We start from the raw sequence: 26,981 nt of genomic DNA on the forward strand, positions 1-26,981 counted from the left end.
CATTTTTTAAAGCATGTCTAATAAGCGATTTTTTGTATTTTCACGCTCATTTTCATTTCGACAAATAATTAAAATGGTATCATCTCCAGAAATTGTACCTAAAATTTCTGGCCAATCTAAATGATCAAGTAAGGATGCAATCGCATTCGCATTCCCTGGGAGAGCTTTCATCACTAAAAAGTGAGATGCGCCATCAATACTTACAAATGCATCTGCTAATGCACGATGTAATTTTTGGACTGGGTTGAAACGCTGATCTGCGGGCAGACTATATTTATAGCGACCATCCTGTAATGGTACTTTTACTAAATGTAGCTCTTTTATATCGCGTGATACCGTAGCTTGTGTCACATTATAGCCTGCTTCTTTTAAAAAATCGACTAAATCATCTTGTGTTTCAATTTCATGATTGGCAATAATATCCCGAATCCGTATATGTCGTTGTCCTTTATTCAACGAAATCACCTCTTATAAATAATAGTATATGTGTATAATCACCCTACCATTTTCAACAAAAAAGCACAAGAAAAAACACGGCTCAATAAGCGAGCACGTGTTATTTTAAAGAATTATGCGCTTCTTCAACGAGTGCATTAAAAGCTGTATATGCAGGGATGACTTCTTCTCCAATAGGATTCACTAAATGGAATAAAAATTCAATATTTCCTTCTCCACCTGTGATTGGAGAGAAAGAGGCATCCTTCACGACAAAGCCAAGCGTTGTCGCCATAGTGGCCGTCTTTTCTAATACTTCTAAATGTACTTTTTTATCACGAACAATCCCTTTTTTACCAACCTTATCTTTCCCCGCTTCAAACTGAGGTTTCACCAATGCCATAACATCACCACCTGGCAGCAATAATGTTTTTAAGACTGGTAAAATCAGTGACAACGAGATAAAGCTAACATCAATTGTGGCAAAAGCAGGTAAGCCTTCTGATAAATCAGCTGCCGTGGTATAGCGAAAATTCGTTTTTTCCATGACCGTGACACGTTCATCCGAGCGAATTTTCCAAGCCAATTGGTTCGAGCCAACATCCAGTGCATAGCAATGTCTTGCGCCATGTTGTAAGGCACAATCTGTAAAGCCGCCTGTAGAGGAGCCAATGTCAAGCATTAGCTTCCCTTCTACAGACATATCAAAAATTTGCAGGGCCTTTTCTAGCTTCAGACCACCACGACTTACATATTTTAAATCAGAGCCCTTTACTTGTAGCGGTGCATCGACGGCAATTTTCTCGCCTGCCTTATCAATACGTATTTCATTCGAAAAAACAAGTCCTGCCATAATGGAACGTTTTGCTTTTTCTCGTGTTTCACATAATCCACGCTCTACAAGTAAAATATCTACTCGTTCTTTTGGTTGTTTTGTCATTATTTATTCAAACCTACTTGCTGTTTTTGTTGAAGTAATACATGCATACGTGCAACCGTATCCTCTGCAGTCATATGAATTTCTGCAAGAAGCTGATCGACGTTACCATGCTCGATATATTGATCTGGAATTCCCATACGATCAATGAGCGCATTTAAATAACCATGGTCGTGAGCAAATTCTAATACACCACTACCGAACCCACCTTGTAGAACTGCTTCTTCAATCGTTAAAATCGGTTTATGATCGGCTAATATACGGTGCAGCATATTTTCATCCATCGGTTTGATAAAGCGAGCATTGACTACTTCAATATCGATCCCTTGCTGTGCTAACATGTCAGCCGCTGCCATTGCCATTGGAATCGTTGTTCCAAATGTCAAAATCGATGCATCTTTCCCCTCACGCAATACTTCCCAACTACCAATCGGTAATGCGACAAGCTCATCATCTAGTGGCACACCTATACCGTTTCCTCGTGGGTAACGAAGAGCAATAGGACCACCATCATAATCAATCGCTGTTTTCACCATATGCTGCCCTTCATTTTCATCCTTTGGCATCATAATCGTCATGTTTGGAATATGACGAAGGAACGCAATATCAAATACACCTTGATGTGTTTCTCCATCTGCTCCCACTAAGCCAGCACGATCAATACCGATAAAGACATTTAAATTTGGGCGAGCAATATCATGCAATACTTGGTCATAGGCACGTTGCAGGAATGTAGAATAAATTGCTAGAAATGGCTTCATCTTCTGTGTGGCTAGACCTGCTGCCATTGTTGCTGCATGTTGTTCAGCAATTCCTACATCAAAAAAACGATTTGGGAAGTCTTTTTGTATGCCTTGTAGCTTGGAGCCAACAGGCATAGCGGGTGTAATGGTCACCACACGCTTATCCTCATGAGCAATTTTACGTACCGTCTCAGCAACTAAACTACTCCAAGCTGGCCCCTTGGCCTCAGACTTGACAAAGGCACCGTTTTCAATTTTATAAGGACCTGTCCCATGCCAATTGCCAATAGTATCGTCCTCAGCAGGTTTATAGCCTTTCCCTTTTTTCGTAATCACATGAAGAAGGACTGGGCCTTTCACTTTTTTCGCATAAGATAAAGTCGTTTCAAGAGCCTCGAAATCATGTCCATCAATCGGACCAAGATATTTAAAACCTAGCTCCTCAAAAAACACTCCAGATACCACTAAATATTTTAAGCTGTCCTTCAAACGTTCAGCTGTAGAAGCAAGCTTACCACCTAATACAGGAATTTTATTAATGAGTGATTCTAGCTCTTCTTTCGCTTTGGAGTACTCCTTGGCTGTACGCAAACGACCTAAAACACTGTGTAAAGCACCAACATTTGGTGCAATCGACATTTCATTATCATTTAGTATGACAATCATATTCGTTTTCGCATGCCCAATATGATTTAAAGCCTCCAGTGCCATACCACCAGTTAAAGCGCCATCACCAATGATCGGGATAACATAGCTTTGTTCTTTTTTAATATCACGTGCTGCTGCCATACCCATGGCTGCTGATAAGGAAGTCGAGCTATGACCTGTTTCCCATTCATCATGTTCACTCTCCACGCGCTTTGGAAATCCACAAAGCCCTTTGAACTGACGCAGGGTGTCAAATTGACTCGCACGACCTGTTAAAATTTTATGCACGTAAGCTTGGTGGCCAACATCCCACAAAAACTTATCTTTTGGACTGTCAAACATTTTATGCAGCATTATCGTTAGTTCAACTACGCCTAAATTCGGCCCGATATGCCCGCCTGTGACAGAACATTTTTCGATTAAGAAGGTACGAATTTCTTGAGCAAGTTGCTCAAGCTCCTTCCTATTTAAGTTTTTTAAAAAGGATGGACTAGTTATTTTATTTAAATCCACCTTTCTCACACACCTTTTCAATAAAATATTCACCGCAATTGTGTTTCCACCATTATAACAGTGTTATCAATATGCTAAAAGTACGAACACTCCATTGTTTGCATATTGCAAACGTTCCCACCTATTCTAGCATATTCTTTTCCTTCAACGCCTTAATTTTCTCTTAGTTTTTACGATGAACAATATACGCAGCAAAGTCACGTAACAAGCTGACATCTATTGGTAATTGATCAAGTGCATTAATGGCATGTTGATAATGCTCAGCAAGCTTTTCTTTTGCTCCCTCTAACGTTAATAGTGCTGGGTAGGTGCTTTTATCACTAGCTACATCTTTCCCAGCTGTTTTTCCTAGTTCTTCTGTCGTTCCTTCAATATCTAAAATATCGTCTTGAATTTGGAAAGCAAGACCGATATGATGCGCATATTCCTTCAAAGTAGCACGGTCCTGCGCTGATACATCTGCTAATACGGCTCCCGCTTCAATACTAAAGCGCAATAAAGCACCTGTTTTATTGACATGGACCTGTTCCAGTTCAGCTAAATTCAGTTGACGTTGCTCCCCTTCCATATCAAGTACTTGACCACCAACCATGCCTTCAGCGCCTGCTGCCACGCTAAGCAATTGGACAAGTTCAATGCGTTTTTCAGCAGACACTTCCATACGTGCTAAAATGCCAAATGCCAATGTATTTAGAGCATCTCCAGCTAACGTAGCCAGTGCTTCTCCAAACACCTTATGATTTGTTGGCTTGCCTCTTCTGAAATCATCATTATCCATGCTCGGTAAATCATCATGGATTAATGAATATGTGTGAATGATTTCAATCACAGAACCGATAATCAAACCGTCCTGTAGATTTTTACGGTAAAGCTCAAGCACAGCTAAGACAAAAAGTGGACGAATACGTTTACCGCCTGCCTTTAATGAATAAAGCATGGATTCCTTTAAATCCGCTGGTGCATCAATTTTTTCAACAAGTGCATACATGGTTTCTTCAATTTGTGGTATATTGCTTTCGATAAAGTACTTTAATGGCTCATTCATTTCCTAATTCTCTCCCTTTAGTGGATCAAATGCTGTTGTTTCACCAGTTTCTTGGACAATCGATACAAGCTGCTCTTCTGCATGTTGCAGCTTACTATGGCAAAACTTTGATAGCTCCATTCCTTGCTTGTATAAATCAATCGCATTTTCCAATGGCACATCGCCTTGCTCTAGCTGGCGAACGATTTCTTCTAATGCCGTCATGGCTTCTGCAAATGTTTGTTGTTTTTCTGTCACAACGATTCCCCCTCATTCTTTGGCAAGATATTCGTCACTTCAGCCACTACCTTTCCATCATGGAAAGTGAGCGTAAGCTGATCCTGCTTTTGCACCTCAGTGGATGATTTAATCATTTGCTGATCTTTATATGCTACTGTAAAGCCTCTAGTTAGAATGGATAGTGGATTTAAAGCTTCTAATGTTCTAACAGTTGCCTCGAATTGTTGTTGCTGCTTCGCCACATAATACGTCGTAGCACGAGATAATTGTTGGATGCGTGCTTCAAGCTCCCGTTGATGGAAGGCTAGTGCTTTTTTTGGTGAATGTTGCTCCACCGTACTATGTAATTGTTGAAGCTGGGCGCCTTTCTTCATCAAATCCACTTGCATCGCTGTCTGCAATCCGGACTCAAGCTGTGCTAATCTTTCCGTAAAAGGTCGATAAAGTCTTTCGGGCATGGACAATGGATAAGACTGTTGGAGTTTATTTAGACGTTGACGTTCAGCCATAAGTTGCGACCTAACCATCTGATGAAGTTGTGATTTTTGCGAAAGCACACGTTGAAATAATTCCGCCTGATCTGGTACAGCCATTTCGGCGGCTGCTGTTGGTGTAGGTGCTCGTAAATCAGCAACATAATCAGCAATTGTCGTATCTGTTTCGTGACCAACTGCGCTAATAATAGGGATTCGACTGTCGAAAATAGCCCGTGCGACTATTTCTTCGTTAAATGCCCAAAGATCCTCGATTGAGCCTCCCCCTCGTCCGACTATCAACACGTCACAGCTTGCCTCCTGATTAGCACGTTGAATATTTTGCACAATATTCGGGGCTGCTTGTGCTCCTTGAACGAGTGTTGGATAAATTAAAATCTCAGCCAGTGGGTATCGTCTCTTTAACGTCGTACAAATATCTCGAATGGCAGCACCGGTTGTCGATGTTAACACACCAATTTTTTCAGGAAACTTTGGAATCGGCTGCTTCCACTCCGGTTTAAAAAGCCCTTCTTTTTGCAATTGCTCTTTTAATTGATTAAAGGCTACAAATAAGCTTCCAATGCCATCAGGTTGCATTTCCTGCACATAGAGCTGATAGGTTCCATAGCCTTCGTAAACGTTTACATCACCGCGAATAAATACTTGCATACCTTCCTTTGGCTCAAATGCTAACTTCGCGGCCGCTGTTTTAAACATGGTAGCCGCTATTCGGGCACCATCGTCCTTTAATGTAAAGTAAATATGACCTGATTGATGAATTTTAACATTCGATAATTCACCCTTTACATATACTTCGCGTAAATGTGGATCGGCATCAAATTTTCGTTTAATATATTTTGTTAACGCTTTTACAGTTAAATAAGAAGCAGAGGACATGTTTTCGGCTCCTTTACTAAAATCAAGTTTTTCACAAAACTACACCTATCATAACATTTTTTACGGTCGTTGACGTGACTAAAATGCAGTTTCGCTAGAAAAAACGACGATGTTTCCTCTATCGAAAAATAACTATAACACATTCCTACACGTTCTCACTATTAGAAACCGTATATTGTAATACATTACAAAACAAAGTCCCATAACATGAGTCGTTATGAGACTTTATATTTTAATAGAATAGTAATAAAAGGGTCCCTACAATAAAGCAATAGTACGTAAAATAGCTAAGTTTACCACTTTTCATAATGCCCATAAACCAACGCATCGCAAAATAAGTCATAATGAGTGTTGCTAGGAAAGTAGCTGCATAGGGCAACGCTAATGTACCTTTATTCGGTTCGTCTAAAAAATCTGTAATCCCTAGGACAACCCCACCCAAACTTACAGGAATATAAAGCATAAAGGAGAAACGTAAGGCAGTATCCTGCTTCATCCCTACGGCTATTGCTGAAATAATTGTTGCTCCTGAACGGCTAATACCTGGCGTTAAAGCAACCGCTTGCCCCAATCCTACAATAATGGCATCTTTTGCACGTAAATCTGCATCTTTTTTCTTGCCACGCATATTACGTATTAACCATAATGCGGCCCCTGTGACAAATAACATGAGCGCAATCGTTGTCATACTGACGTTATCAGCTATGACATCACTTAATAACACCCCTAAAACGCCAGCAGGGATCGAACCAATCACGATATACAAAGCAAAGCGAAAATCTGCATGATACCGTTTTTCACGTGTCTTCAGATAAAGAAAAAAATGGGTAATAAGCCGAACAATATCCTCACGATAAATATACATAATAGCAAGTAGCGAAGCTGTATTTGTTAAAATGGCAAACGTAAATCCTTGCTCCCCAAGTCCAAGTATTTCACTGGCGATCATCACATGTCCACTCGACGATACAGGAATGGGTTCTGTGAAACCTTGGACAAGACCAATGATGATATGTTTGACAATTAACACAATATCGATATTTTCCATAAAAACCTCCTTCTAAGTATGTATGTCCCAAACGTTACATTAGACGTCAAAAACAGCATAAAAGTTCTGAATTTACGTCACATAAAAAAGGCATCTCAAAACAATGTTGAGATGCCTTTTTTCGTAAGGTTATTTATTGTGCAAGCTTATTTTCAGCTGCTTGCACAGTGTTGAATAGTAACATAGTGATGGTCATTGGGCCTACGCCGCCTGGTACAGGCGTAATATGAGACGCAATTCCATCCACTTCTACAAAGTTTACGTCACCGCATAATTTATTGTTGTCATCGCGATTAATCCCTACATCAATGACAACAGCCCCTTCTTTCACATGCTCTTTCGTAATAAAGTTCGCACGTCCAACAGCGGCAATTAAAATATCTGCTTGTTTTGTAAATGAAGGCAAATCTGGCGTTTTAGAATGCGTATAGGTCACCGTTGCATCCTTTTGCAATAATAGTTGTCCCATTGGTTTACCAACGATATGACTACGTCCTACGATGACTGCATGTTTTCCAGCGATTTCAATTCCTGAATACTCAAGAAGCTTCATCACGCCAAACGGTGTACAAGGTAAAAATGTTTCTTGGCCAAGCATCATTTTCCCAACACTGACAGGTGAGAAACCGTCGACATCTTTCTCGACAGCTATCGTTGCAATGACTGTATCCTCATCAATATGTTTTGGGAGTGGTAATTGTACTAAAATACCGTGAATATCCTCACGTTGATTTAAACGTTGAATTTGTGCTAATAATTCCTCTTGCGTTGTTTCTTCTGGTAATTTAATGAGTTCTGAGAACATACCAATTGCTTCACAAGATTTTTGTTTATTTCTCACATATGTAGCTGAAGCTTGGTTGTCTCCAACTAATACAACCGCTAAACCAGGTGTTAACCCTCGTTCTTTTAAACGAATGACACGCTCCGCCACAGCATTACGAATTTCTTGACCAATCTCTTTACCATTAATAATTGCACTTGACATAAACCTTCGTTACTCCTTCCAATTCAACACATTATTCTTGTTCTGTAAATTTAGAAAGTACACCATTGACGAATTTAGATGAACTATCTTCGCCAAATGTTTTACATAACTCGATTGCTTCGTTTAGTACTACTCTTTTTGGTGTTTCAGGCATGTATAACAGTTCGTATACAGCTAGGCGTAATACCGTTCTTTCAATTTTGGGTAGACGGGCAAGTGACCACTTTTCAAGATGCTGTTCTAATGTAGCATCGATTTCCTCCAAATGTTCAGCTGTTCCATTCACAATCTTTTCATAGAAGGCATTGGTAGGTTGACCTTTAATATGGCCCATTGCTTCTTCAACTGTTAGATCCGTGTTGTCTAGCTGAAACAAAACTTGCAACGCTTTTTCGCGTGCTTCATGTCGTTTCATGTAAAGCTCTCCTTCTTAAGTGGCATTAAGGTTTATAATAGCATAAAATCGCCCGAGAAACACGATTTCAAGCAAGTTTTCAATAATCTGAAACCTTTTCCAAGGAACTTTTTGCTTCATTTAGCCTTTCATTCAATTGGAGCTCTCTTCTAATCAAATATGGTTATTCAAAAATGAAGGTTTCATTTCCATAATGGTATACTAAAGAAGAAAATAAAAAGAATCTTCAGAGGTGTTGACAATGCAATATGAGGCTGTATGCACGAGCTGTAAAAAACCATTTAAATTGATGGAAGGTGAGGAGCAATATAAACAAATGAAGGAACGAAAATCTCGCCTATTTTACTGCGAGGATTGCAAGCATAAAATTCGATTTGATGCCATTCGAAACTTCTTTAGCTATTACTAGTGGAGGCCATTTTATGAAGGAACATTATTATACCATTGGTGAGGTTGCCAAACTTTCAAATTTATCGATTCAGACGCTACGTTACTATGATCAAATTGATTTATTTAAGCCTGCTTATACTGATCCCTACACCCATTACCGTTATTATAAAGGCAATCAGCTTTTCTATTTAGACATTATCAAATCGCTTAAATATATCGGCGTTACGCTCGAAGATATAAAAAAAGCACTGACATTAACTTCCGAAGAATTGCTTGCTTTTTTAGCACAGCAAGAGCTACGCATAAACGAAAAGATTTCACGTTTAAACGAAGCCAAAAATACGTTACTGAAAACGAAAAAACAATTACAGGAGCAAATTGATATCCCGATTTTTGGTGAGGTCTATATGCAGATAGAAGAAGCTATGCCCGTTCTGCAAGTGACAACAACTGAATTAACACCAACATCGAGCACGAGTACATATTATGCAACATTAACTAAAATCATCGAAAAGGAAGGCAGTGTCTTAAATAGTCGATATGGTTGTACATATCCTCTTGTGCCCTATAAAGATGTCAATGATATTATTTATGATGCTGTCTTCACTCCTCTTTTAACGGAGCGCACATTTTCGAAGCTTTCACCCAATGTACAGCAAACCATCATCCCTGCTGGTAAGTATGTATGCATTGCCTTTATTTATGACCCCGATACTTATTTTTCGTTCTATGAAAAATTGAGAAATTATGTGTTGGCACAGCAAGAAATTTTTGAATCACAAGTGTATGAGCTATATATGCCAGCAACTCTAACGATGGAGAAAGAAAAGAAATTTATTGTAGAATTAAAGATTAGGCAAAAACAAGAAACAATGATTTCTGCGAAAAAGTAGCTACGGATTCGTATAACTCCTCATGAAAACTTCCAAACTAATAAAAACTTTTAAAAATGAAAACAAATCTTTTGACCCTATAGTTACTATAGGGTTTATCGTATTACATGGAAATAATCTAGTAGATTTAATACAAATGTATCGTGAACAAATAGAAGGAGTACTTTATGAGCAAGAAACAAAATATAACTTTAGCCATTTTACTGTCTAATCTTTTCATTGCCTTTTTAGGGATTGGTTTAGTCATCCCTGTTTTACCAACGATTATGAATGAGCTTCATATTTCGGGCTCTGTCGTTGGTTATATGGTGGCAGCCTTTGCTATCACACAATTAATCGCATCACCAATTGCTGGTAAGCTTGTCGATAATATTGGCCGCAAAATTATGATTGTTGCAGGTCTTTTTATTTTTGGACTTTCAGAGTTTTTATTCGGCTTTGGTCGTTCAGTTGAAATACTCTTTGTCTCCCGTATGCTAGGTGGCGTGAGTGCAGCTTTCATTATGCCAGCCGTAACTGCCTATATTGCCGATATTACAACATTGGCACAGCGTCCAAAAGCACTTGGTTATATGAGTGCAGCCATCAGCACAGGGTTTATAATCGGTCCTGGCATCGGTGGTTTTTTAGCTGAATATGGTACACGTGTACCATTTTATGCAGCTGGAGTACTTGGTCTGTTCGCGGCTATCCTGTCATTTATGTTTTTAAAAGAACCGACACGTGCTACAGACAATGAAGAATCGGCACCATCTATTGTTGGTAGTGTCAAGCGAGTTTTTAGCCCGCTCTACTTCATTCCATTCATTCTTATTTTCGTTCTGTCATTTGGCCTCGCTGCATTCGAATCGCTATTTAGCTTATTCGTCGATCACAAATTTGCGTTCACACCATCTGATATCGCCATTATCATTACAGGAAGTGGTATTGTAGGTGCCTTGGCTCAATTAATACTATTTGATTGGCTGACAAAGAAAATGGGCGAAATTAATGTTATTCGTTACTCACTAATCCTTTCAGCAGTTTTAACATTCGCCATGACGATAGTGAATCATTATTTTGCCATCTTATTTGTTACATTCTTTATTTTCGTAGGCTTCGATTTAATTCGTCCTGCAGTTACTTCCTATTTATCAAAAATCGCCGGAAATGAACAAGGATTTGTTGGTGGAATGAACTCTATGTTTACAAGTCTTGGTAATATTTTCGGCCCTATCTTAGGTGGTATATTGTTCGATGTGAATCTGAACTATCCATACTATTTTGCCACAATCGTCTTAGTGCTTGGCGTCATTCTTGCATTATTCTGGAGAAAGCCAAAGCATATTGAATTATAAAAATGAACGATACACATCTATACAAATGAATCCTAGAGAATCCTCCTAAAAAAGGATTGCCCTTGCGATGAACAAATCATCGTTGGGCAATCCTTCTTTTTATTCATGTACTACAGTTTCTTCTTTTTCGAAATGAATTCCTGTAATATGCACATTCACTTCTGCTGTTTCTAGTGCTGTCATATTCAAAATAGCTTGTCGTATTTGGGTTTGAACTTCCTTCGCTACCTTAGGAATGGCATATCCATATTTCACAGAGCAAAATACATCAATAGCAATTTCACCAGTTTCCGTTACACCTGATTTAATGCCTTTATTGTGTACTTTTTTACCGAAACGTTCAGCGACACCCGTCGCAATATTTCCACGAGTTGCAGCAATGCCTTCAACTTCATTGACAGCAATCCCAGCTACAACTTCGATCACCTCTGCTGCTACCTCAATTTTTCCAAGCTCTTCTTTTCCAGAAGGTGTTGGTTGTACGAAAGATTGTCCTACTTTCTCTGCCATACAAATATCATCCTTTCCCTTACACATCACAAACAAGTGCTGTACTTACGTTCATTATACTATAAAAAGGAAGGTTTGGCTGTCGAAAGCCGTTTTAATTTATCGATAGAATCGTTGAATTGGAATTATTGATCCTCGACATCTATTAGGTAAACCCCATTTTCAAATCCACCACGTATTATTTTCTTATACTCACGAGTCGCATCTAGCTCTTCATAGCTTACACCTAACACTCTTATGGCTGCATGAATAAGCTCAAGTATATCCGCTAGCTCCTCCATATTTGCTTGTCTATCTTTTGCGTCATGAAATTCTGATGCTTCTTCTATCATCTTAGCTTTTATTGCATTCAATAGCTCATTAGATTCTAGGGCTCGCGCATGATAAGATAAACCCTTCGCTTGAATAATGTCTAAAATCTTATCTCTCACAAGCTTATTGTATACAGGCATCTATTGATTAACTCCCATTCATCCAAAAGTTTTGTACTATCACCAACTTCTATTATATAGTATCATTTCTATAATATAGAAATAGTTTCAGAATAGAGGTGTAGGATGTTACGAAAATGGTTGTTGGGTATTGGGGCGGCTGTCATTATTTTTACAATGCTTATTTTATTATTAGGAAATAGAGCTACTGAAGATACCTTGCTCGCAAAAAATATAATGGAGCAAGCTAATGGTGGCTCAAAAATCGTTTCACTAAATCAATTGACTACTTTTGATTGGGAAAAAGCACAAGTTTATGGACCTTATTTTAAAGTTCCCATAAAGAGAATGAAATTTAGTGTGACAACCATTACACAACGTTACCCCATTTGCTACATTTGTTCTTCCCTCATTATACCAATGATAACCGTCTAAATGATGCGCAACTGGATTTCCACCCTGATTATCAAAACAACATTGGCATGTGTAATTGTCACGACTATAAACATACTTTCTCCAAATTCCGTATCCCTCTATTAATCTTCCTTTCTCTCTTTCTTCCTCCGTTTTATATGGCTTGTAGTTCGGGTTTTCTTCTCCAAATCTTCGCCTGCCATACATAGGATTTTTTTTCCTCTAAAATCTCTTTCTTTATTAATGTACGATGATGGTTAATGAAACGTACATTAAATTCTTCTAAAACTTTTTCTTTATTACATTTAGCGCAATACTTGTAACCATCTCTAGGTTTCAATGGTAAGGGTTTTTTCGTCTTGAAGTGTTTAAACAATCCTTACATATAGTAGAATAAGTTGCTTTTGTTTACTTGACCATTCTTACAAGGGCTTTTGTTTCTCCGCATTTATTGCATTTCTTTGACATTTCAAATCCCCTTTAACATCAAATTAATTCAAAATATATTTTTCTCATATAATACAAAGTTACTATTTTTACCACTCGCAATCAACAAACAAACCATTAATTAGGTTTGCTGATAAGAAATCATATATCAAATCTGTTCAATCAATGTACGCTCATTCTATGTCGTCATGACATGCTTCGAAGTGCGTGCGGAATGTTTTCCTTTGCTCCTATCCACCTCTAGTATGGCTCTCATGAAGTCCCATTGAAACTGTCAACCCCAATATGTCATTGCTTCATCAAAGTATCTTGTAGCGTGACTATGGACTTCTAACAGGAAAAATAAAAAAGATAGAGCTGTTTGCTCTACCTTCAAATCATTTTAATACTATGCTAATTCCCAAACCTCAATCTTGTATTGTCACCAATATTCCATCTTCAAAATATAAATATTTCCCGTAAGCTGAATACACCCATTGTTCCGATGTTCCATATGAAGTAATTGTTCTGTTAATATCATCGGGTTCACCCCAATTTGTAGCAAGTACCTGCTCTTTTGTCATTCCTATGTATACTCGATTTTTGCTTTCTTCAATTCTCTTAGCTTGTTCTTTTGCTTCTCGCTCAGCACGTTCAGCTTTATAGTTTGCAATTCTTTCACGAGTTTCATCTTTCCCTTTTTGTATAAATGCTTCAATTTCTTCTATATCTGTTGAGAACTTTTGATATATAAGTGATGTAACATTTTCATTTAACTTTTCCATATCTAAAGATAAAAGGATGTAATCGTAATAATCGAACGTTTCGGCTTTTTCAAAATATTTTTGAACAGCAAGATTATATAGTTCAATTGTTTTTTCTGTTGGTTTGATTTCACTATCAGCAGTTTGAATAAACGTATTTTTATAATGAGTAATTGCATCTAAGTAATTTTCTTCTTCGATAAGCTTAACAATGCTTTTTTCTACTGTTTCAGCTTTTTCTTGACGCTTTTGGTCTTCGACTGAAATTTCTTCTGTTTGCTTAGTTTCAATTAATTCTTCATTTTCTTCTAACTTTTTTTTAGTTTCTTCATTAGTACAACCAACAAGAGTTAATAGGCATAATGTTAACATTATAAGCTTTTTGTATTGATTACTTACTTTCACAACATTTACTTTGTTTTTCCGCAATTTAATTCCCCCAAAACTAATACTATGGACTACAAGACTATTTTACTACACTTATTGCCATATAAGTATTAAAATATCAAAATAGTTCCATCTTTAATATCGATAACCTAAGTTCATCAGAATATTTCGGTATAAAACTATGCGAAATCATTTAGCTACTAGAAGACGAACGACCTTAAAGCAATCTATGTAACCAAGTATCCATCTAGCTGTTTCTCGAATCGTCTAAGAGCAGTTCTGAGAAGTTGGCAACAGAAAAAGTACACCAATTAATGATGTGCCAACTGTTCTTGATTAAACTCTACCTGTCCATGGTTACCAAAACCTGAAGGAATTAGCTCACTAATAAAAGCTCTTCGAACCATTGCTTCGTATTCTTCATCTGTTAGGTTAGCACTTTTAGTAGCCTCATGCTCGGCTACTAAAAGTGTGTATTCATCAGGATAATCCTTATAATATTCCTTAAGCTCTGATACCTTTGAATTAACTTTACTCCATTCATCGTTTAAAAGTTCATCATACTCAATAGTTGGATTCATTACCTTCATAAAGACCAAATGAGCTAGATAATGAAATTTTTTATCATAAGAAAGTCCATTTTCATAAGTCGGTTTCTTCACTTTATCGATTAACAGCCTTGAGAAACGCTCTAAACATGCTCTTGCTATCTCACTATCGCTTTGAGACTCACATGAAATGAAATCACCAAGAATTTCAATCTCAATTGCTTTATAATACCGCTCAATTCCTAACTTTTCCTTAACAGCTTCAGAAACTTCTTCTCTAACTGCTAAGATTTAATCAGGTACATGATATAAGACAAAATACTTTTGATAAGCTTTATACTCCATTCCATAGGATTGTACTACCTGCTCCTCTAGACTTTTTAACTCCTTTATTTCCAAGGGACTTAAAGTATAGTAAGGATAATCTTTCTCTTTACCTACGGAAACATATCTAGCTTTGTATATTGAAGTTATTGAGATATACTTTTGTTTTTTCAAAGAATCCAAAAGATTTTTAAGAGTGCTGACAAGATTTAATTAATACGATTCCCAAAGTTTGTTAGCAATTCCCCTTACCTTCTCCTTTGGAATAATTGTATCTTTTAGTGTGGAAAAAAGCTCATTTACGAAAACAAGTTTCTGTTGACTATTTTCTGTTAAAAAGAATTTTTGTTTTGCTAACTCTTTATAGGTAGTCTCATACTTTCCACATGAAGCTAATTCATTCAATTGCTTAATCACGTAAGGCAATAAAATAGCTTCCTCTTCCATTTTGCGTCCATTACGATTATCTATTTTTGGTAATGGTGTATCCCTAAGCCCAATTAATGTATATCTGCGTTTTTTCCCCCTATGCCCGTTAGATTTCACTTCTTCAAAGTAACGCTCTAACGTACTTATTAATGACTTCAGCGTGTTATCAGGCTTTAGACACCCACGATTTTTCCAAGAAGCACTATCAAACTCAGAACCACTTTCCCCTAGTTCTATTGACAGCTTAATTGCTTCTTCTTTAATATCATAATAATTCTTTTGCAAACTCCTGTTGCCACTATCCTTTCATTGTTTATTCCGATTGACGAATTAAACAGTATTGCCTTGACTTAGTGCCTACGCTTCACTTCGTCACTGCAAATGCAACACTATTGTAATTCATCAATCGGTTTCCAGAAGCATCATGAAGCAGCGAACAAGTTCGTTACTCCACTCTTGCTCTTCGAAAGCGAAAATATCTTCACTAAATCACTTTGTCACATTTCAAAAATACAATTAATTTATTAATATATTGTGTTTTAGAAATGTGACAAAACTATCCATTAATAAAATATAAGTGCAAGTTAAAACCTGCACTTATATTAGGGTTTATTTGTCATTCTCCTCTTAGTTGATATTTTTATTTTTATTCATTTATCAAATAAGAATGTTATTAAAGTAATTATATCACACAAATTACAACACTCAAACATTTTTATAGTTCTTTAGAACTTATAACCGTCTATTTTTATACTATTAATAGTCCTTTAAACTCATACAAATAATTACTAACTATTAAATGAATTGCGAAAAGGTACTCCCCTAAATTTGATTCGATTACATGGATAACCCGTAGTAAGTCTACAAGTAATCCCTCAGTCCCTTCAATACATCATCAGAGCTTATCCCTAAGTATCTCGTTGTGGTTGATAATGATTTATGAGAAAGCGCCTTACTAATTAAAACAACATCCGCCCCCTTCTTCCTTAAGTTAATTGCATACAACCTTCTAATAGCATGAGCACTGATATTGTTTAACTTGTATTTCTTAGCATAGTAAGAAAGCCTCTTAGTAATTATTCAACATCTAGAGAATCACCAAACTTACTTAAAAACACAACTTCATTTCGTTTCTTATAATGTTTACGAATAATATTATTTTGAGTTATCAAACGTTTCAAATACAGTGCTAATTCCTCATCGAAAGGCAATTTCAATACATCACATCCTGGTTCTTCATAATGTCACCTGTCAGTAGCGATGAGTTAGTCTTAAAGTTAATATGTTTCTCTTCTAGCTGTATTAACGTATTCATTCGAATGCCCGTCTTGTATATAGTCAGTATAGCTACCGCATCACGAAACTGAATGAAATTCGTCATATCAAGTAATGACAATAAAATTGACAATTGCTTCTCGTCAGCAGGAAGTTTAATCTTGGTATCAACACGTATACGAACGTCTTTCCAAAAGTTTCTCTCTATACATCCGTTATCGTAAAGCCGATTTAAAACAGCTTTAATGACACGTAGACGGCTTTGTTTCGATACATCTGAAATATCCCTAAGCTCGCAAGCCAACCAAATATAGACTCCAATTTAATGTCATCTACATATTCAATTTTCATTGCATCTACTAAACGTTTAAAAGTATAAATATATTCACTGATCGTCGCTTTACGAACGCACAGACGCATCTGCTCTTTCACAATTAACAAAGCATTATTAATTTCCACACCTTTCTTACCCTCGTGTAATTCGGCTACATCAATCATTAGCTTTGGTGGAGTAATCAGTATCGTATCTTTCTCTTTAAACGTACCCTCAAAACTTGGTAGCTGTATAGCTTCTGTTACATCTTCTAAATCAAAAATCCCTGTACGCTGACCTTTTTTAGCCAAATAAAAAACCTCCTAACTAATAAAAGTTAGAAGGTTTTAAAATTGCGAACGCTTACTTTGCTTTTTCTGCTACACCCAATACATCATTCTCTTCAAGGAACTTCGTATTGAATTGTGCTGATTTGAAAACGTCATTGTTCATCAGTGCTTGGTGGAATGGGATGGTTGTATTGATCCCAGGACCAGATACTTCGAATTCACTTAGCGCGCGGTTCATTTTCGCAATCGCTTCTTCACGTGTATCCGCATGAACAATGAGTTTTGCTACCATTGAATCATAATATGGTGGGATTGTATAGCCTGCATAGACAGCAGAATCAATACGTACACCATAGCCGCCTGGCGTTACATACGTATCTACCGTTCCTGCTGATGGCATGAAGTTTTTATAGGCATTTTCTGCGTTAATACGGCATTCAATAGCCCAACCATTTAATTGAATATCATCTTGTGTGAATGGAAGCTTCTCACCAGATGCGATTTTTAATTGTTGTTGTACAAGATCTACACCAGAAATCATTTCTGTAACTGGGTGCTCCACTTGAATACGAGTATTCATTTCCATGAAGTAGAACTTGTCTTCTTGATAATCATAAATGAATTCGATTGTACCGGCACCTTCGTAGTTACATGCTTGTGCCGCTTTTACTGCCGCAGCACCCATTTCAGCACGACGCTCAGAAGATAGTGCTGGAGATGGAGCTTCCTCGACTAGTTTCTGCATACGACGTTGAACTGTACAGTCACGTTCGCCTAAATGCACTACATTGCCATAGCCATCTGCTAAAACTTGGATTTCACAGTGACGGAAATACTCGATGAATTTCTCTAAATATACGCCAGGGTTGCCGAATGCAGCAGCTGCCTCTTTTTGCGTAATATCAATACCTTTTACAAGGTCTTCTTCTGTACGAGCTACACGGATTCCTTTACCACCACCACCAGCAGTTGCTTTAATGATGACAGGATAACCAATTTGAGCAGCCCATTCTTTACCTGTTTCGATATCTGGCACAATACCAGTACCAGGAACAAGTGGAACGCCTGCTGCTTCCATTGTTGTACGTGCAACGTCCTTGATACCCATAATTTTAATTGAATCAGAGGATGGACCGATAAATTTAATGCCAGCGTTTTCACAAGCTTCAGCAAAATCAGCATTTTCCGATACGAAGCCATATCCTGGATGGATACCATCTGCACCTGTTTTTTCAGCTACACTAAGCAGCGCTGGGAAGCTAAGATAAGAATCTTTTGATAGCTTTGGTCCGATGCAATAAGCTTCATCTGCTAATTTCACATGTAATGCGTCCGCATCTGCTTCAGAGTAGACAGCAACCGATTGAATGCCTAACTCTTTACAAGCACGAATAATACGCACAGCGATTTCGCCGCGGTTTGCAATTAAAACTTTTTTCATTTGTTTTGCACTCCTTACTCAGCTTTTACAAGGAATAGTGGTTGGCCATATTCTACTAAGTCGCCATCTTTCACAAGAACTTCAACGATTTCCCCTTGCACTTCTGCTTCGATTTCGTTGAATAATTTCATTGCTTCTACGATACATACGATTGTTTCATTTCCTACTTTATCACCTGGTTTTACGTAAACTGGTGAATCTGGGTTTGGTGCTTGATAGAAAGTACCGACCATCGGAGATACAATTTTATGTAACGAAGGGTCGTTAGTTGCTGATGTAGCTGCAGCTGGAGCTTCTTCCACTTTAGCTGGTGCAGGTGTTACTGCTGGAGCTTCTGCTGGTGCAGATTGTTGTACAACAGGGGCTACTACTTCTTTTTTAGGTGCTACAGTTTCTGTAACAATAACATTATTCTTTTTTAGTTTTACTTTTGCGCCATCTACTTCGTACACAAACTCGTCAATTGAAGAAGAATCTACTAATTTAATAATTTCACGAATTTCTTGAATTTTGAACATTTCTAACTCTCCTTATGAAATAAAATCTACTACAATAACTATTCTATATTTTTTCGTATCAATTTGAAATAGTTAAATGAAAATTAAGTAAATATGAACAAAATAAAAGGCTTTCCTTTACTAAACGAAAGCCTTTTCATAACGCTGATATATAACAACTATTTTCAAATTAACTAAATATTTATTTTTTTCTATATTTTTTAATAATTATTTGCACTAAACTTTACTTGCACATCATTTGCGCCTTCCATCTCTGTTTTCACCAAGTAAATAATTTCGTTTGCTTGTGCTTTTGACAATTCTTCAGCCATCACTGTAACAGAAACTTTTTCCCCTTCAGCGCGAACAAACGCATCTGAATAACCTAATGATTTAACAAGCATTTCAAGCATTGCTTCGGCTGATTCACGTTTAATCAGACCATCCATTTCATTAAATGCCTCATTTTTTTCTTCAGCAGAGGATTCCTCTGCAGCAATTTTTTGCGTTAACTGTTCACGTAGCTGACTTCTCTCATCACTTACCTGCATACGCATTTCTTCAAATAAGTGACTCGGTGAAGATACTTCTTGTGTGATATCATTTGTCGCTTCTTTATCAGTAACGCCTGTGACAGCTGTCTGTTGTAGTGTATCATCTGTAAAAATAGTTAGACCATTGAACTGTTTTGCTGGATCAACCAAATAATACACTGAAATGACTGCTACTAAACTTAATAATGTCATAAACCAAACTGTTCTTCTACGTACGCGCATTTACTTTTCCTCCTTATTTTCCATCGGAACGATTATGATTCGATGAATCGGTAACTGCATCACTTGACTGACGACTGCACGAATTTCATTTTTCACAAAGATATCGGATGCACCTTCTGAAACAACTAGCATTCCTGTTACGTTTTTCGCGCTTTGCTCAGTCCCTCGAAAATATTGGCTGAATAGTTTATTGGCCTCTTGGTCATTTGTCATCTCTCCATAATAAAAATAGACTTTAACCTCCCCAACACCTTGCATTGACTTCAAAGTTTGTTCAAGTTTTTCTTCATTGGTGAGTGGTGAACCTTTGTCGCTTGTTGAATTCGTCTGATACATAGGTAAAATGATGAATATTCCCATGGAGGCAGCTATCAAAATTAAAACCATCAATGACGTTGTTTTTTTTCGTGTCTTTTCCACATCACTTGTACATTGCCTCCCTTCATCTTCTCTTTTTCAAGTGTATGTACGCTTGTTTCTTCCTATGAATTGATAAATGGAATCTTTAATAGCAATTGCAAAAATACTAACGTGATGACCAATTTTGTTAGTGAAATTATTTCCTTATCATCCGTTAGAAACACAAATATCTGACATACAAAGAGCAATGCCAATAAAAGAATCAATCTATCTCCCCCCTGCCATCACTTGTACGAATACAATGAGGAAAAAACAAGAAAACATAAATGAAAAAGCAATGAGAAATGATACAGCACATAATGTAAATAGCGATTTACTAATTTGTTCTAGTAGTCTACAAATATCATCAAAGGCGATTGGTTCTAAAATAGCCGCCAACAATTTTAATGAATAAGCACTGACAACGAGCTGTACAGTTGGGATAAAGGACACTGTAATGACGGCGATAAAGGCACTAATACTAGTAAGTGAAGATGTAAATTGTGTCATATGCTGAAACATTGAAAAGCTGTCTACAATAAAAGACCCAACAACTGGAATATTTTCCTCAATTAATTTTTTGACGGGTTCCGCTACAGCAGCATTGACACTAAATGCTGCCACACCGCCTGCAGTCATCAACAGAATATAGCAAATAACGGAGGCAGAAACGATACTCATAATCGTAAAACGAATCAACTCAGCGATTCGTGTAAAAGAAATTTCCTTGACTATGACACTGCACACATCAAAGACAATGGCTAAAAGCACACCTGGAATAAGCCACTTACTACTAATAATGGTCAGGACTTGTACAAAAAACAGTAAAAAAGGCTGCCAGGAAGCAATCGCTGTAATACTACTTGATAGAAGAAAGCTTGAAGTTAAAATGGGATAAAATGCTGTAAATAGATGGGCTAGTCCTTGTGCAATTTCATCAATTAATGTAAAAGACTTAACTACAACTGGACCAATCGTTGCTAAAACAATCAGAAAAAAGAGTATCCTTGTCCCTTTTTCAAATTCTGGTAATACCATGTTCACAATCAAAACAATGATGACGTAGCTGCAAAGCATGAGCGTCATCTTTAGCAAGAGAAAGAATGGGTCGATTAAAAACGATAGTATTTGCTCCTGCAATGGCTTCGCTCCTTAGTTTAGCCTTTTTAAAATGGCCGACACCTCCTGTAAAACAGCCAAAAATTCTTTGAACCAATACAACAAAATCACGATTTTTACTGCAGCAAAAACGATGTTCCCGAGCACCTTATAATTATGTTCTGCCAGCAGTAAAGACATCCACTGCCCGACATAGAACATACTTGCACTGATTAAAATAGCTTTCGCATAAGGTAAAAAGGCAAGTGTTTCTAACAGCTGTTTGACGAAAGGCATTAAAAGTGTCGAGAACAACATGCCAAAAAGCAAGAACGAAAACATCACACTTATTAGCGCATGGAGTGGCTGTATAACTTCTTTTATCAGCAATAATAAAAGCAGCATGACAACAGCAACAATCACAATTTCCATTTACATTACCCGGAAGATGTAAGCCATTGGAAGAATGTTAAAATCTCATTAAAAAATAGACGTAAAAATCGAAGTAATTCTGCTGTCATATATAAGTAGGCAATGAAAAAGAGGAAAAATGAAAACTCCTTCTTCCCTGTTTGATCAAAGAAAACATGAAGAAGCGCAACGACTAGTCCCACTCCAGCAACTCTTAATACGTCTTGTAATTCCATTCCTACGCCCCCTCGTGTACAGCAATATATGTCGCTCTACCAAAAAAAAGACCTCTATACATATGTATAGAGATCTTTATTGATAAAATTTATAGAAGCTTTTCTACAATGCTTCTGACAGTGCCAGTTTGCTGTACGAGATAACTCTTTTCGCCCATCCACATCGATAAATATTCCGCATTACCTTGCTCGGCACTTTCTTTACGAATGGTAGTCGTTAAATAGTTTTGTAATGGATAAGGAGCTACTATCGCATCTTTCATACGTTTTGTAAAATCATTCATTAAGCCTCTTGCTGGTTTACCCGTAAAGGCGAGCGTAATCGTTGTTTGCTGTTCTTTCGAAGCTAACACAGCATTTTTATAAAGTGGCGAAATTTCGCATTCATCTGCCACTAGTAACGCTGTACCAATTTGAACAGCCTGTGCCCCGCCCTTTAACGCCCTTTGAATATCCTCTTTCGTCACAAGTCCACCTGCTGCGATAATAGGAATCGCAATTTGTCCAGCTACTTGTTGTAGTAAATCATATAACGGTATTAATTGCAGTGGGGCCGAAAAGGAGCCTCGATGACCGCCAGCCTCTCCTCCTTGTAGTACAACTGCATCCATTCCTGCTTGTTCTACTAGTATAGCTTCCTCTACTGTCGTAGCGGTACCAACCGTATAAATACCATTGTCTTTTAATTGCTGCAGAACCTCTGGAGAGGGCAACCCAAATGTAAATGAACAAATTGCTACCTGTTCCTCGATCACCGCCTGAATTTGACCTGCAAACACTTCCTTCGAAACAACACTTTGTACAGGTGATAATCCTAGTTCATCGTAAAAAGGTTGTAGTGCCATACGGGCTTGTTGTAAAACCTCGATATCAATTTTTGGTTCTTCTTGAACAAACAGATTGACCGCAAAGGGCTTTGCTGTTAACTTCTTTACTTCCTGAATAAATTGCTTTGTTTGTGCACCATCTAAGTAGCCCGCTCCTATTGAGCCTAATAGCCCAGCCTCAGCGCAAGCCGCCACAAATTTTGGGGATGTCACGCCTGCCATTGGTGCTTGAATAATGGGATATGTCATATCAAATGTTTGTAGCATACCTTTCACTCCTTACGATTATTGTAAACAATTCTCCCAGCAATGACCATCTATCTGATGATAGAATCTTGATGGACTCTTAGTAAAAAAGAGTACGTGCTTCTATCTATTATCACATTAAATGAAATGTTTGGCAGGATATGTATAAGAAAAAAATAAAAACCTACCCTTTTTTTAAAGAGTAGGTTGGCTATTATTAATTATTAAGCACGAGAAACGTAAGAGCCTTCTTCTGTGTTAACGATTAAAACATCACCTTGGTTAACGAAGAAAGGTACTTGTACGATTAGACCTGTTTCAAGTGTAGCAGGTTTTGTACCGCCTGAAGCTGTATCTCCTTTGATCCCTGGTTCTGTTTCTGTAACTTCTAATTGAACAGTATTTGGTAATTCAATACCTAACATTTCACCTTGGTAAGATTGAATATGCACTTCCATATTTTCTTTTAGGAATTTTAATTCATATTCAATAGCAGCTGAAGCAAGTTCAGTTTGCTCGTAAGATTCTAAGTCCATGAATACATGCTCGTCGCCTTGTGCATATAGGTATTGCATTTTACGGTTATCAATTTGTGCTTTCTCTACTTTTTCACCAGCACGGAATGTTTTTTCATTCACTGAGCCGTTACGTAGGTTACGTAATTTAGAACGCACGAACGCAGCACCTTTACCTGGTTTAACGTGTTGGAAATCTAACACGCGGTATAATTGGCCATCAACAATAATTGTTAGACCTGTACGGAAATCGTTTACTGAAATCATTTGTGTTCCTCCAAAGTTTATAAAATAATGAGTTCTTTTGACGAATGTGTTAGTAGTTCATTACCCGTTTCAGTGATTAAAATATCATCCTCGATACGGACACCACCGATTCCTGGTAAGTAAACACCAGGTTCAATCGTCACGGCCATACCTGGCTCTAGCACTGTCTCTGAACGCATCGATAAGCCAGGGCCTTCATGTACTTCAAGACCAATACCATGTCCTAAAGAATGACCAAATGCGTCGCCATATCCTTTTTCTTTTAAGTAGTCACGTGCAATCGCATCCGCTTGAATACCTGTTAATCCAGGACCCACTTTTTCAAGTGCTAACAGTTGAGAAGCAAGGACTGCATTGTACATATCTACTAATTTTTCAGATGGTTCTCCAACAGCCACAGTACGTGTGATATCCGAAATATAGCCATTATATAGCGCACCAAAGTCTAAAGTAACAAAGTCGCCTTTTTCAATCACTTTATTCGTTGCAACGCCATGTGGTAATGCTGAACGAAGACCAGACGCAACAATTATGTCAAATGAAGACTGAGTTGCTCCTTGTTTACGCATGAAAAATTCTAATTCATTCGAAACCTCAAGCTCTGTTTTACCAGGCTTGATGAAGCCTAAAATATGTGTAAATGCGTGATCTGCAATTTCACACGCAGCCTTAATAATATTAATCTCTTGTTCCGTCTTAATCAAGCGAATTTTTTCAATTAGCCCAGAAATCGGCACTAAATCTGCTTGAATGTTTGATTTATACAGTTCATATGTGCCATAACTTACAGTATCTTTCTCAAAGCCCAATAATTTGATGCCCATATTGCTTACTTGTGTAGCAATTTCTTCAATGATTGTTGCTTCATGTTTGACAATGCGGAAGTCCTGAATTTGTGCAGCAGCCTGCTCTGTATAACGGAAATCTGTAATAAACACAGCATCATTTTGAGACACAATTGCTACGCCTGCTGTCCCTGTAAAACCAGTCATATAACGTCGGTTATACCCATTTGTGATTAAAATGCCATCGATGCTTTGTTCTTGAAGTGCTTTACGTAGCTTTTGTAATTTCAACATAATCAATTCTCCCTCTCGATAAATGTACGTAGTGCCAGTTCATAGCCTTTCGTACCTAGTCCACAAATTTGACCAAGGCAGGCCGGAGCAAGATAAGAATGATGACGGAAAGCCTCACGTTTGTGGATATTGGAAATATGTACTTCGATAACCGGCACAGAAATTCCTGCAATCGCATCATGTAACGCGATGCTCGTATGGGTATACGCACCGGGATTAAAGATAATACCATCATATTTTTCGTCCTCTGCTTCATGCACCCAATCTACTAGTACCCCTTCGTGATTGGATTGACGAAATTCAACCGTAGCACCTAAAGAAGCCGCAAGATTTCGAACATTTTCTCTAACATCATCCAATGTTTCATATCCATAAATATGTGGCTCTCGTTTGCCAAGTCGATTTAAGTTCGGTCCATTCAAACATAATAACTTCACGCTTCTATTCGCCTCTTTCTATGTACTTGCCATTTATTTTATCATACACCGTGCATTCAGCAACTAATTTCAATTGATGGTTTCATAAATATCCCCTCAAACAAAGGGGATATTTTGTACCATTAACTGCCTTTTTGTGCTGTATGCTCCTTCTGATGAAAATTGGCCGTTTCCAACAAGAAACGTAATAGACAGACAACAATCACTATAAATGGAATGGACAGTTTTTTAAAGGACGTCAGTTGTAATGGTAGATCTAAAGCAATCCACTCCAATGTAATAGTCACAAGAAGACCTAGCAGCAGTGACGAAAAGAAAGCTGGAATGATATAGACATAGCGCATGGTCATATATAAAAATAAGCCGATGATAAACAGCAGAAAGATAAAGAAGGTCCATTGAAATAATTTAGAGCTATCTTCAAACCAATTCCACTTTTTATAAAACCCAATCGGATGCCATTTAATAAGATGGAAATAATGTAAACCCTTTAAGCACAGCGCTAAAACAAGCGCATTTACAAGTGCGGTAATCGTCGCTACTTTCATCATCTAACCTCCCTTTTGCACACTAATGTTTTCCTGAAATGTACGATTAGTGTAGCCATATAGAAAATTTACTATGCGTAACTGTAGAGGTTTTTCACTAAATTTAGTACAATGGTACAGTTGAAATATATAAAGAGAGTGGTGTTAGCCTTGAGCAATTCACCTGTATACGGGGGACAAGCACAATTAGAAGGTGTGATGTTCGGAGGAAAGGAACATACTGTTACAGCCATTCGTCGTAACGATGATTCCATTGATTATTATCATTTTAAAAAAGTTCAAAAGCCTATTTTACAAAAGCTCAAAAAAATTCCATTTGTACGAGGCGTTGTAGCGCTCATTGAGTCGGCTGGCTTAGGCTCTCGTCACATGCAATTTGCAGGGGATCGTTATGATGTGACACCTGGCGAAGAAGAAGATCATAAAGAAGAAGGTTCTAAACTTCAGATGATACTTGGAGTTGCTGTAGTAGGTATTCTTTCCTTTTTATTCGGAAAATTTGCCTTTACATTAATTCCTGTTTTTATAGCAGATTTTTTCTCAAAATGGATTGAAGGGAAAACGGGACAAATTCTACTAGAGAGTGGTATTAAACTCCTTTTACTGCTAGCCTACTTATACTTTATCTCATTAACCCCTCTGATTAAGCGAGTATTTCAGTATCATGGTGCCGAGCATAAAGTCATTAACTGTTATGAGGCTGGCTTAGACATCACAGTAAAAAACGTTCAAGCTCAATCACGTCTGCACTATCGTTGTGGCAGTAGCTTCATTCTGTTCACAGTGTTTGTCGGCATGTTTTTATATTTCTTTGTACCAACTGACCCACTGTGGCTTCGTATTTTAGATCGGATTCTATTAATTCCTGTTGTACTCGGTATTTCATTTGAAGTATTACAAGCGACAAATGCTTGCCGCAATATCCCAGTGTTGCGTTTCCTTGGCTACCCTGGCTTATGGCTTCAATTACTGACAACTCGTGAACCAAAGGACGATCAAGTAGAAGTAGCAATTGCTTCCTTTAATATGCTACGTCAAGTAGAGCAGCAACCTGAAATTGCTGCAACATTGAACCATGAATAATAGAACAGGCAGTCCCAACAAGTGTT

At 37.6% G+C, this 26,981-nt stretch carries 32 protein-coding genes; 4 read left to right on the plus strand and 28 right to left on the minus strand.

The annotated features are described in order from the left end of the window. Positions 1–6: 6 nt before the first annotated feature. The 9 genes from ahrC to nusB form a co-directional block, all read right to left on the minus strand. The gene (gene ahrC / locus CRI88_RS20725) at positions 7–456 is read right to left on the minus strand and encodes a transcriptional regulator AhrC/ArgR (protein WP_004231170.1); all 450 of its coding nucleotides are present in this window, start codon (positions 454–456) and stop codon (positions 7–9) included. Between the two features lie 100 nt (positions 457–556). Next, positions 557–1,375, minus strand: coding sequence for a TlyA family RNA methyltransferase (locus tag CRI88_RS20730; protein ID WP_036122784.1), 819 nt, complete (start codon positions 1,373–1,375; stop codon positions 557–559). After that, entirely contained in the window at positions 1,375–3,276 is a 1,902-nt protein-coding gene (dxs, locus tag CRI88_RS20735) for a 1-deoxy-D-xylulose-5-phosphate synthase (RefSeq protein WP_036122781.1), read from the minus strand. Before dxs ends, CRI88_RS20730 begins: the two co-directional genes overlap by 1 nt. Positions 3,277–3,439: 163 nt before the next feature. Beyond that, positions 3,440–4,321, minus strand: a complete 882-nt coding sequence (locus CRI88_RS20740; RefSeq protein WP_036122780.1) for a polyprenyl synthetase family protein — start codon at positions 4,319–4,321, stop codon at positions 3,440–3,442. A gap of 3 nt (positions 4,322–4,324) precedes the next feature. Further along, on the minus strand, positions 4,325–4,558 hold the full coding sequence (gene xseB / locus CRI88_RS20745; protein WP_008179899.1) for an exodeoxyribonuclease VII small subunit: 234 nt from the start codon (positions 4,556–4,558) through the stop codon (positions 4,325–4,327). Continuing rightward, positions 4,555–5,913 carry an exodeoxyribonuclease VII large subunit gene (gene xseA, locus CRI88_RS20750; RefSeq protein WP_058844031.1) on the minus strand — a complete coding sequence of 453 codons (1,359 nt, stop codon included), beginning with the start codon at positions 5,911–5,913 and terminating at the stop codon, positions 4,555–4,557. Before xseA ends, xseB begins: the two co-directional genes overlap by 4 nt. A 232-nt stretch (positions 5,914–6,145) precedes the next feature. Next, complete coding sequence (locus CRI88_RS20755) at positions 6,146–6,961, minus strand: undecaprenyl-diphosphate phosphatase (RefSeq protein WP_058844030.1); 816 nt, start codon at positions 6,959–6,961, stop codon at positions 6,146–6,148. 133 nt (positions 6,962–7,094) lie between these two features. Then, positions 7,095–7,949, minus strand: coding sequence for a bifunctional methylenetetrahydrofolate dehydrogenase/methenyltetrahydrofolate cyclohydrolase FolD (folD, locus tag CRI88_RS20760; protein ID WP_058844029.1), 855 nt, complete (start codon positions 7,947–7,949; stop codon positions 7,095–7,097). A 31-nt stretch (positions 7,950–7,980) separates the two neighbouring features. Continuing rightward, positions 7,981–8,364, minus strand: coding sequence for a transcription antitermination factor NusB (gene nusB, locus CRI88_RS20765; RefSeq protein ID WP_036122758.1), 384 nt, complete (start codon positions 8,362–8,364; stop codon positions 7,981–7,983). Positions 8,365–8,786: 422 nt separating this feature from the next. Here nusB and CRI88_RS20775 point away from each other — a divergent pair, with 422 nt between their 5' ends. After that, positions 8,787–9,647 (plus strand): MerR family transcriptional regulator, encoded by an 861-nt coding sequence (locus CRI88_RS20775; protein WP_058844028.1) that lies wholly within the window; start codon positions 8,787–8,789, stop codon positions 9,645–9,647. A 167-nt stretch (positions 9,648–9,814) separates the two neighbouring features. Beyond that, on the plus strand, positions 9,815–10,984 hold the full coding sequence (locus tag CRI88_RS20780) for an MFS transporter (protein ID WP_058844027.1): 1,170 nt from the start codon (positions 9,815–9,817) through the stop codon (positions 10,982–10,984). A gap of 99 nt (positions 10,985–11,083) precedes the next feature. Here CRI88_RS20780 and CRI88_RS20785 read toward each other — a convergent pair whose 3' ends face one another. Beyond that, positions 11,084–11,494: an Asp23/Gls24 family envelope stress response protein gene (locus CRI88_RS20785; RefSeq protein WP_036122753.1), complete on the minus strand. Its 411-nt coding sequence runs from the start codon at positions 11,492–11,494 to the stop codon at positions 11,084–11,086. A gap of 125 nt (positions 11,495–11,619) precedes the next feature. After that, positions 11,620–11,946, minus strand: coding sequence for a nucleoside triphosphate pyrophosphohydrolase (locus CRI88_RS20790; protein WP_036122750.1), 327 nt, complete (start codon positions 11,944–11,946; stop codon positions 11,620–11,622). A 105-nt stretch (positions 11,947–12,051) separates the two neighbouring features. Between CRI88_RS20790 and CRI88_RS20795 the strand changes: the two genes are divergently transcribed. Next, the gene (locus CRI88_RS20795) at positions 12,052–12,360 is read left to right on the plus strand and encodes a hypothetical protein (RefSeq protein WP_230593833.1); all 309 of its coding nucleotides are present in this window, start codon (positions 12,052–12,054) and stop codon (positions 12,358–12,360) included. A gap of 833 nt (positions 12,361–13,193) precedes the next feature. On the opposite strand, the gene CRI88_RS20800 is transcribed toward CRI88_RS20795, so the two are convergent. The 17 genes from CRI88_RS20800 to CRI88_RS20880 form a co-directional block, all read right to left on the minus strand. Continuing rightward, positions 13,194–13,958 (minus strand): hypothetical protein, encoded by a 765-nt coding sequence (locus CRI88_RS20800; RefSeq protein WP_036122747.1) that lies wholly within the window; start codon positions 13,956–13,958, stop codon positions 13,194–13,196. 269 nt (positions 13,959–14,227) lie between these two features. After that, on the minus strand, positions 14,228–14,506 hold the full coding sequence (locus CRI88_RS20805; protein ID WP_139149535.1) for a hypothetical protein: 279 nt from the start codon (positions 14,504–14,506) through the stop codon (positions 14,228–14,230). Positions 14,507–15,001: 495 nt separating this feature from the next. After that, positions 15,002–15,502, minus strand: coding sequence for a hypothetical protein (locus CRI88_RS20810; protein ID WP_058844025.1), 501 nt, complete (start codon positions 15,500–15,502; stop codon positions 15,002–15,004). Between the two features lie 576 nt (positions 15,503–16,078). Next, positions 16,079–16,297: a tyrosine-type recombinase/integrase gene (locus CRI88_RS23245; RefSeq protein WP_082673714.1), complete on the minus strand. Its 219-nt coding sequence runs from the start codon at positions 16,295–16,297 to the stop codon at positions 16,079–16,081. A 426-nt stretch (positions 16,298–16,723) separates the two neighbouring features. Then, positions 16,724–17,116, minus strand: coding sequence for a hypothetical protein (locus CRI88_RS20820; protein WP_058844024.1), 393 nt, complete (start codon positions 17,114–17,116; stop codon positions 16,724–16,726). Between the two features lie 52 nt (positions 17,117–17,168). Continuing rightward, positions 17,169–18,536, minus strand: a complete 1,368-nt coding sequence (gene accC, locus CRI88_RS20825) for an acetyl-CoA carboxylase biotin carboxylase subunit (protein ID WP_089934541.1) — start codon at positions 18,534–18,536, stop codon at positions 17,169–17,171. 14 nt (positions 18,537–18,550) lie between these two features. Beyond that, positions 18,551–19,054, minus strand: a complete 504-nt coding sequence (gene accB / locus CRI88_RS20830; protein ID WP_036116828.1) for an acetyl-CoA carboxylase biotin carboxyl carrier protein — start codon at positions 19,052–19,054, stop codon at positions 18,551–18,553. Between the two features lie 200 nt (positions 19,055–19,254). Continuing rightward, positions 19,255–19,809, minus strand: coding sequence for a SpoIIIAH-like family protein (locus CRI88_RS20835; protein WP_036116826.1), 555 nt, complete (start codon positions 19,807–19,809; stop codon positions 19,255–19,257). Then, positions 19,810–20,196 (minus strand): hypothetical protein, encoded by a 387-nt coding sequence (locus CRI88_RS20840; protein WP_231745026.1) that lies wholly within the window; start codon positions 20,194–20,196, stop codon positions 19,810–19,812. A 240-nt stretch (positions 20,197–20,436) separates the two neighbouring features. Continuing rightward, the gene (locus tag CRI88_RS20845) at positions 20,437–21,348 is read right to left on the minus strand and encodes a stage III sporulation protein AE (protein WP_036116822.1); all 912 of its coding nucleotides are present in this window, start codon (positions 21,346–21,348) and stop codon (positions 20,437–20,439) included. 12 nt (positions 21,349–21,360) lie between these two features. After that, positions 21,361–21,738, minus strand: a complete 378-nt coding sequence (locus CRI88_RS20850; RefSeq protein ID WP_036116820.1) for a hypothetical protein — start codon at positions 21,736–21,738, stop codon at positions 21,361–21,363. A gap of 5 nt (positions 21,739–21,743) precedes the next feature. Further along, positions 21,744–21,953, minus strand: coding sequence for a hypothetical protein (locus tag CRI88_RS20855; protein WP_012295089.1), 210 nt, complete (start codon positions 21,951–21,953; stop codon positions 21,744–21,746). 89 nt (positions 21,954–22,042) lie between these two features. Next, positions 22,043–23,047: an NAD(P)H-dependent flavin oxidoreductase gene (locus CRI88_RS20860; RefSeq protein ID WP_036116814.1), complete on the minus strand. Its 1,005-nt coding sequence runs from the start codon at positions 23,045–23,047 to the stop codon at positions 22,043–22,045. 203 nt (positions 23,048–23,250) lie between these two features. Then, a complete protein-coding gene (efp, locus tag CRI88_RS20865) occupies positions 23,251–23,808 on the minus strand; it encodes an elongation factor P (protein ID WP_036116812.1) in 558 nt (185 codons plus the stop codon). A gap of 17 nt (positions 23,809–23,825) precedes the next feature. After that, positions 23,826–24,887, minus strand: coding sequence for a M24 family metallopeptidase (locus CRI88_RS20870; RefSeq protein ID WP_036116810.1), 1,062 nt, complete (start codon positions 24,885–24,887; stop codon positions 23,826–23,828). 2 nt (positions 24,888–24,889) lie between these two features. Beyond that, positions 24,890–25,324 carry a type II 3-dehydroquinate dehydratase gene (aroQ, locus tag CRI88_RS20875; protein ID WP_036116808.1) on the minus strand — a complete coding sequence of 145 codons (435 nt, stop codon included), beginning with the start codon at positions 25,322–25,324 and terminating at the stop codon, positions 24,890–24,892. Positions 25,325–25,446: 122 nt separating this feature from the next. Continuing rightward, complete coding sequence (locus CRI88_RS20880) at positions 25,447–25,875, minus strand: hypothetical protein (protein ID WP_230593729.1); 429 nt, start codon at positions 25,873–25,875, stop codon at positions 25,447–25,449. Between the two features lie 108 nt (positions 25,876–25,983). Between CRI88_RS20880 and CRI88_RS20885 the strand changes: the two genes are divergently transcribed. Beyond that, positions 25,984–26,955 carry a DUF1385 domain-containing protein gene (locus CRI88_RS20885; RefSeq protein ID WP_051891552.1) on the plus strand — a complete coding sequence of 324 codons (972 nt, stop codon included), beginning with the start codon at positions 25,984–25,986 and terminating at the stop codon, positions 26,953–26,955. The last annotated feature ends 26 nt before the right edge of the window (positions 26,956–26,981 follow it).

This window comes from Lysinibacillus fusiformis, assembly GCF_002845985.1.
In the GTDB taxonomy this organism is placed as follows: Bacteria; Bacillota; Bacilli; order Bacillales_A; family Planococcaceae; genus Lysinibacillus; species Lysinibacillus fusiformis_D.

What these genes read in the sequence shown, in the direction of transcription:
- nusB (WP_036122758.1), bottom strand. Translation starts at nt 8,364, where the DNA reads ATGAAACGACATGAAGCACGCGAAAAAGCGTTGCAAGTTTTGTTTCAG.
- CRI88_RS20840 (WP_231745026.1), bottom strand. Translation starts at nt 20,196, where the DNA reads ATGGTTTTAATTTTGATAGCTGCCTCCATGGGAATATTCATCATTTTA.
- CRI88_RS20870 (WP_036116810.1), bottom strand. Translation starts at nt 24,887, where the DNA reads ATGTTGAAATTACAAAAGCTACGTAAAGCACTTCAAGAACAAAGCATC.
- CRI88_RS20795 (WP_230593833.1), top strand. Translation starts at nt 12,052, where the DNA reads ATGTTACGAAAATGGTTGTTGGGTATTGGGGCGGCTGTCATTATTTTT.
- CRI88_RS20785 (WP_036122753.1), bottom strand. Translation starts at nt 11,494, where the DNA reads ATGGCAGAGAAAGTAGGACAATCTTTCGTACAACCAACACCTTCTGGA.
- folD (WP_058844029.1), bottom strand. Translation starts at nt 7,949, where the DNA reads ATGTCAAGTGCAATTATTAATGGTAAAGAGATTGGTCAAGAAATTCGT.
- CRI88_RS20860 (WP_036116814.1), bottom strand. Translation starts at nt 23,047, where the DNA reads ATGCTACAAACATTTGATATGACATATCCCATTATTCAAGCACCAATG.
- CRI88_RS20755 (WP_058844030.1), bottom strand. Translation starts at nt 6,961, where the DNA reads ATGGAAAATATCGATATTGTGTTAATTGTCAAACATATCATCATTGGT.
- efp (WP_036116812.1), bottom strand. Translation starts at nt 23,808, where the DNA reads ATGATTTCAGTAAACGATTTCCGTACAGGTCTAACAATTATTGTTGAT.
- CRI88_RS20775 (WP_058844028.1), top strand. Translation starts at nt 8,787, where the DNA reads ATGAAGGAACATTATTATACCATTGGTGAGGTTGCCAAACTTTCAAAT.
- CRI88_RS20805 (WP_139149535.1), bottom strand. Translation starts at nt 14,506, where the DNA reads ATGAAGGTAATGAATCCAACTATTGAGTATGATGAACTTTTAAACGAT.
- accB (WP_036116828.1), bottom strand. Translation starts at nt 19,054, where the DNA reads ATGTTCAAAATTCAAGAAATTCGTGAAATTATTAAATTAGTAGATTCT.
- accC (WP_089934541.1), bottom strand. Translation starts at nt 18,536, where the DNA reads ATGAAAAAAGTTTTAATTGCAAACCGCGGCGAAATCGCTGTGCGTATT.
- CRI88_RS20855 (WP_012295089.1), bottom strand. Translation starts at nt 21,953, where the DNA reads ATGGAATTACAAGACGTATTAAGAGTTGCTGGAGTGGGACTAGTCGTT.
- CRI88_RS20740 (WP_036122780.1), bottom strand. Translation starts at nt 4,321, where the DNA reads ATGAATGAGCCATTAAAGTACTTTATCGAAAGCAATATACCACAAATT.
- xseA (WP_058844031.1), bottom strand. Translation starts at nt 5,913, where the DNA reads ATGTCCTCTGCTTCTTATTTAACTGTAAAAGCGTTAACAAAATATATT.
- CRI88_RS20780 (WP_058844027.1), top strand. Translation starts at nt 9,815, where the DNA reads ATGAGCAAGAAACAAAATATAACTTTAGCCATTTTACTGTCTAATCTT.
- CRI88_RS20835 (WP_036116826.1), bottom strand. Translation starts at nt 19,809, where the DNA reads ATGCGCGTACGTAGAAGAACAGTTTGGTTTATGACATTATTAAGTTTA.
- CRI88_RS20850 (WP_036116820.1), bottom strand. Translation starts at nt 21,738, where the DNA reads ATGGAAATTGTGATTGTTGCTGTTGTCATGCTGCTTTTATTATTGCTG.
- CRI88_RS20790 (WP_036122750.1), bottom strand. Translation starts at nt 11,946, where the DNA reads ATGCCTGTATACAATAAGCTTGTGAGAGATAAGATTTTAGACATTATT.
- CRI88_RS20730 (WP_036122784.1), bottom strand. Translation starts at nt 1,375, where the DNA reads ATGACAAAACAACCAAAAGAACGAGTAGATATTTTACTTGTAGAGCGT.
- CRI88_RS20880 (WP_230593729.1), bottom strand. Translation starts at nt 25,875, where the DNA reads ATGATGAAAGTAGCGACGATTACCGCACTTGTAAATGCGCTTGTTTTA.
- CRI88_RS20885 (WP_051891552.1), top strand. Translation starts at nt 25,984, where the DNA reads ATGGTACAGTTGAAATATATAAAGAGAGTGGTGTTAGCCTTGAGCAAT.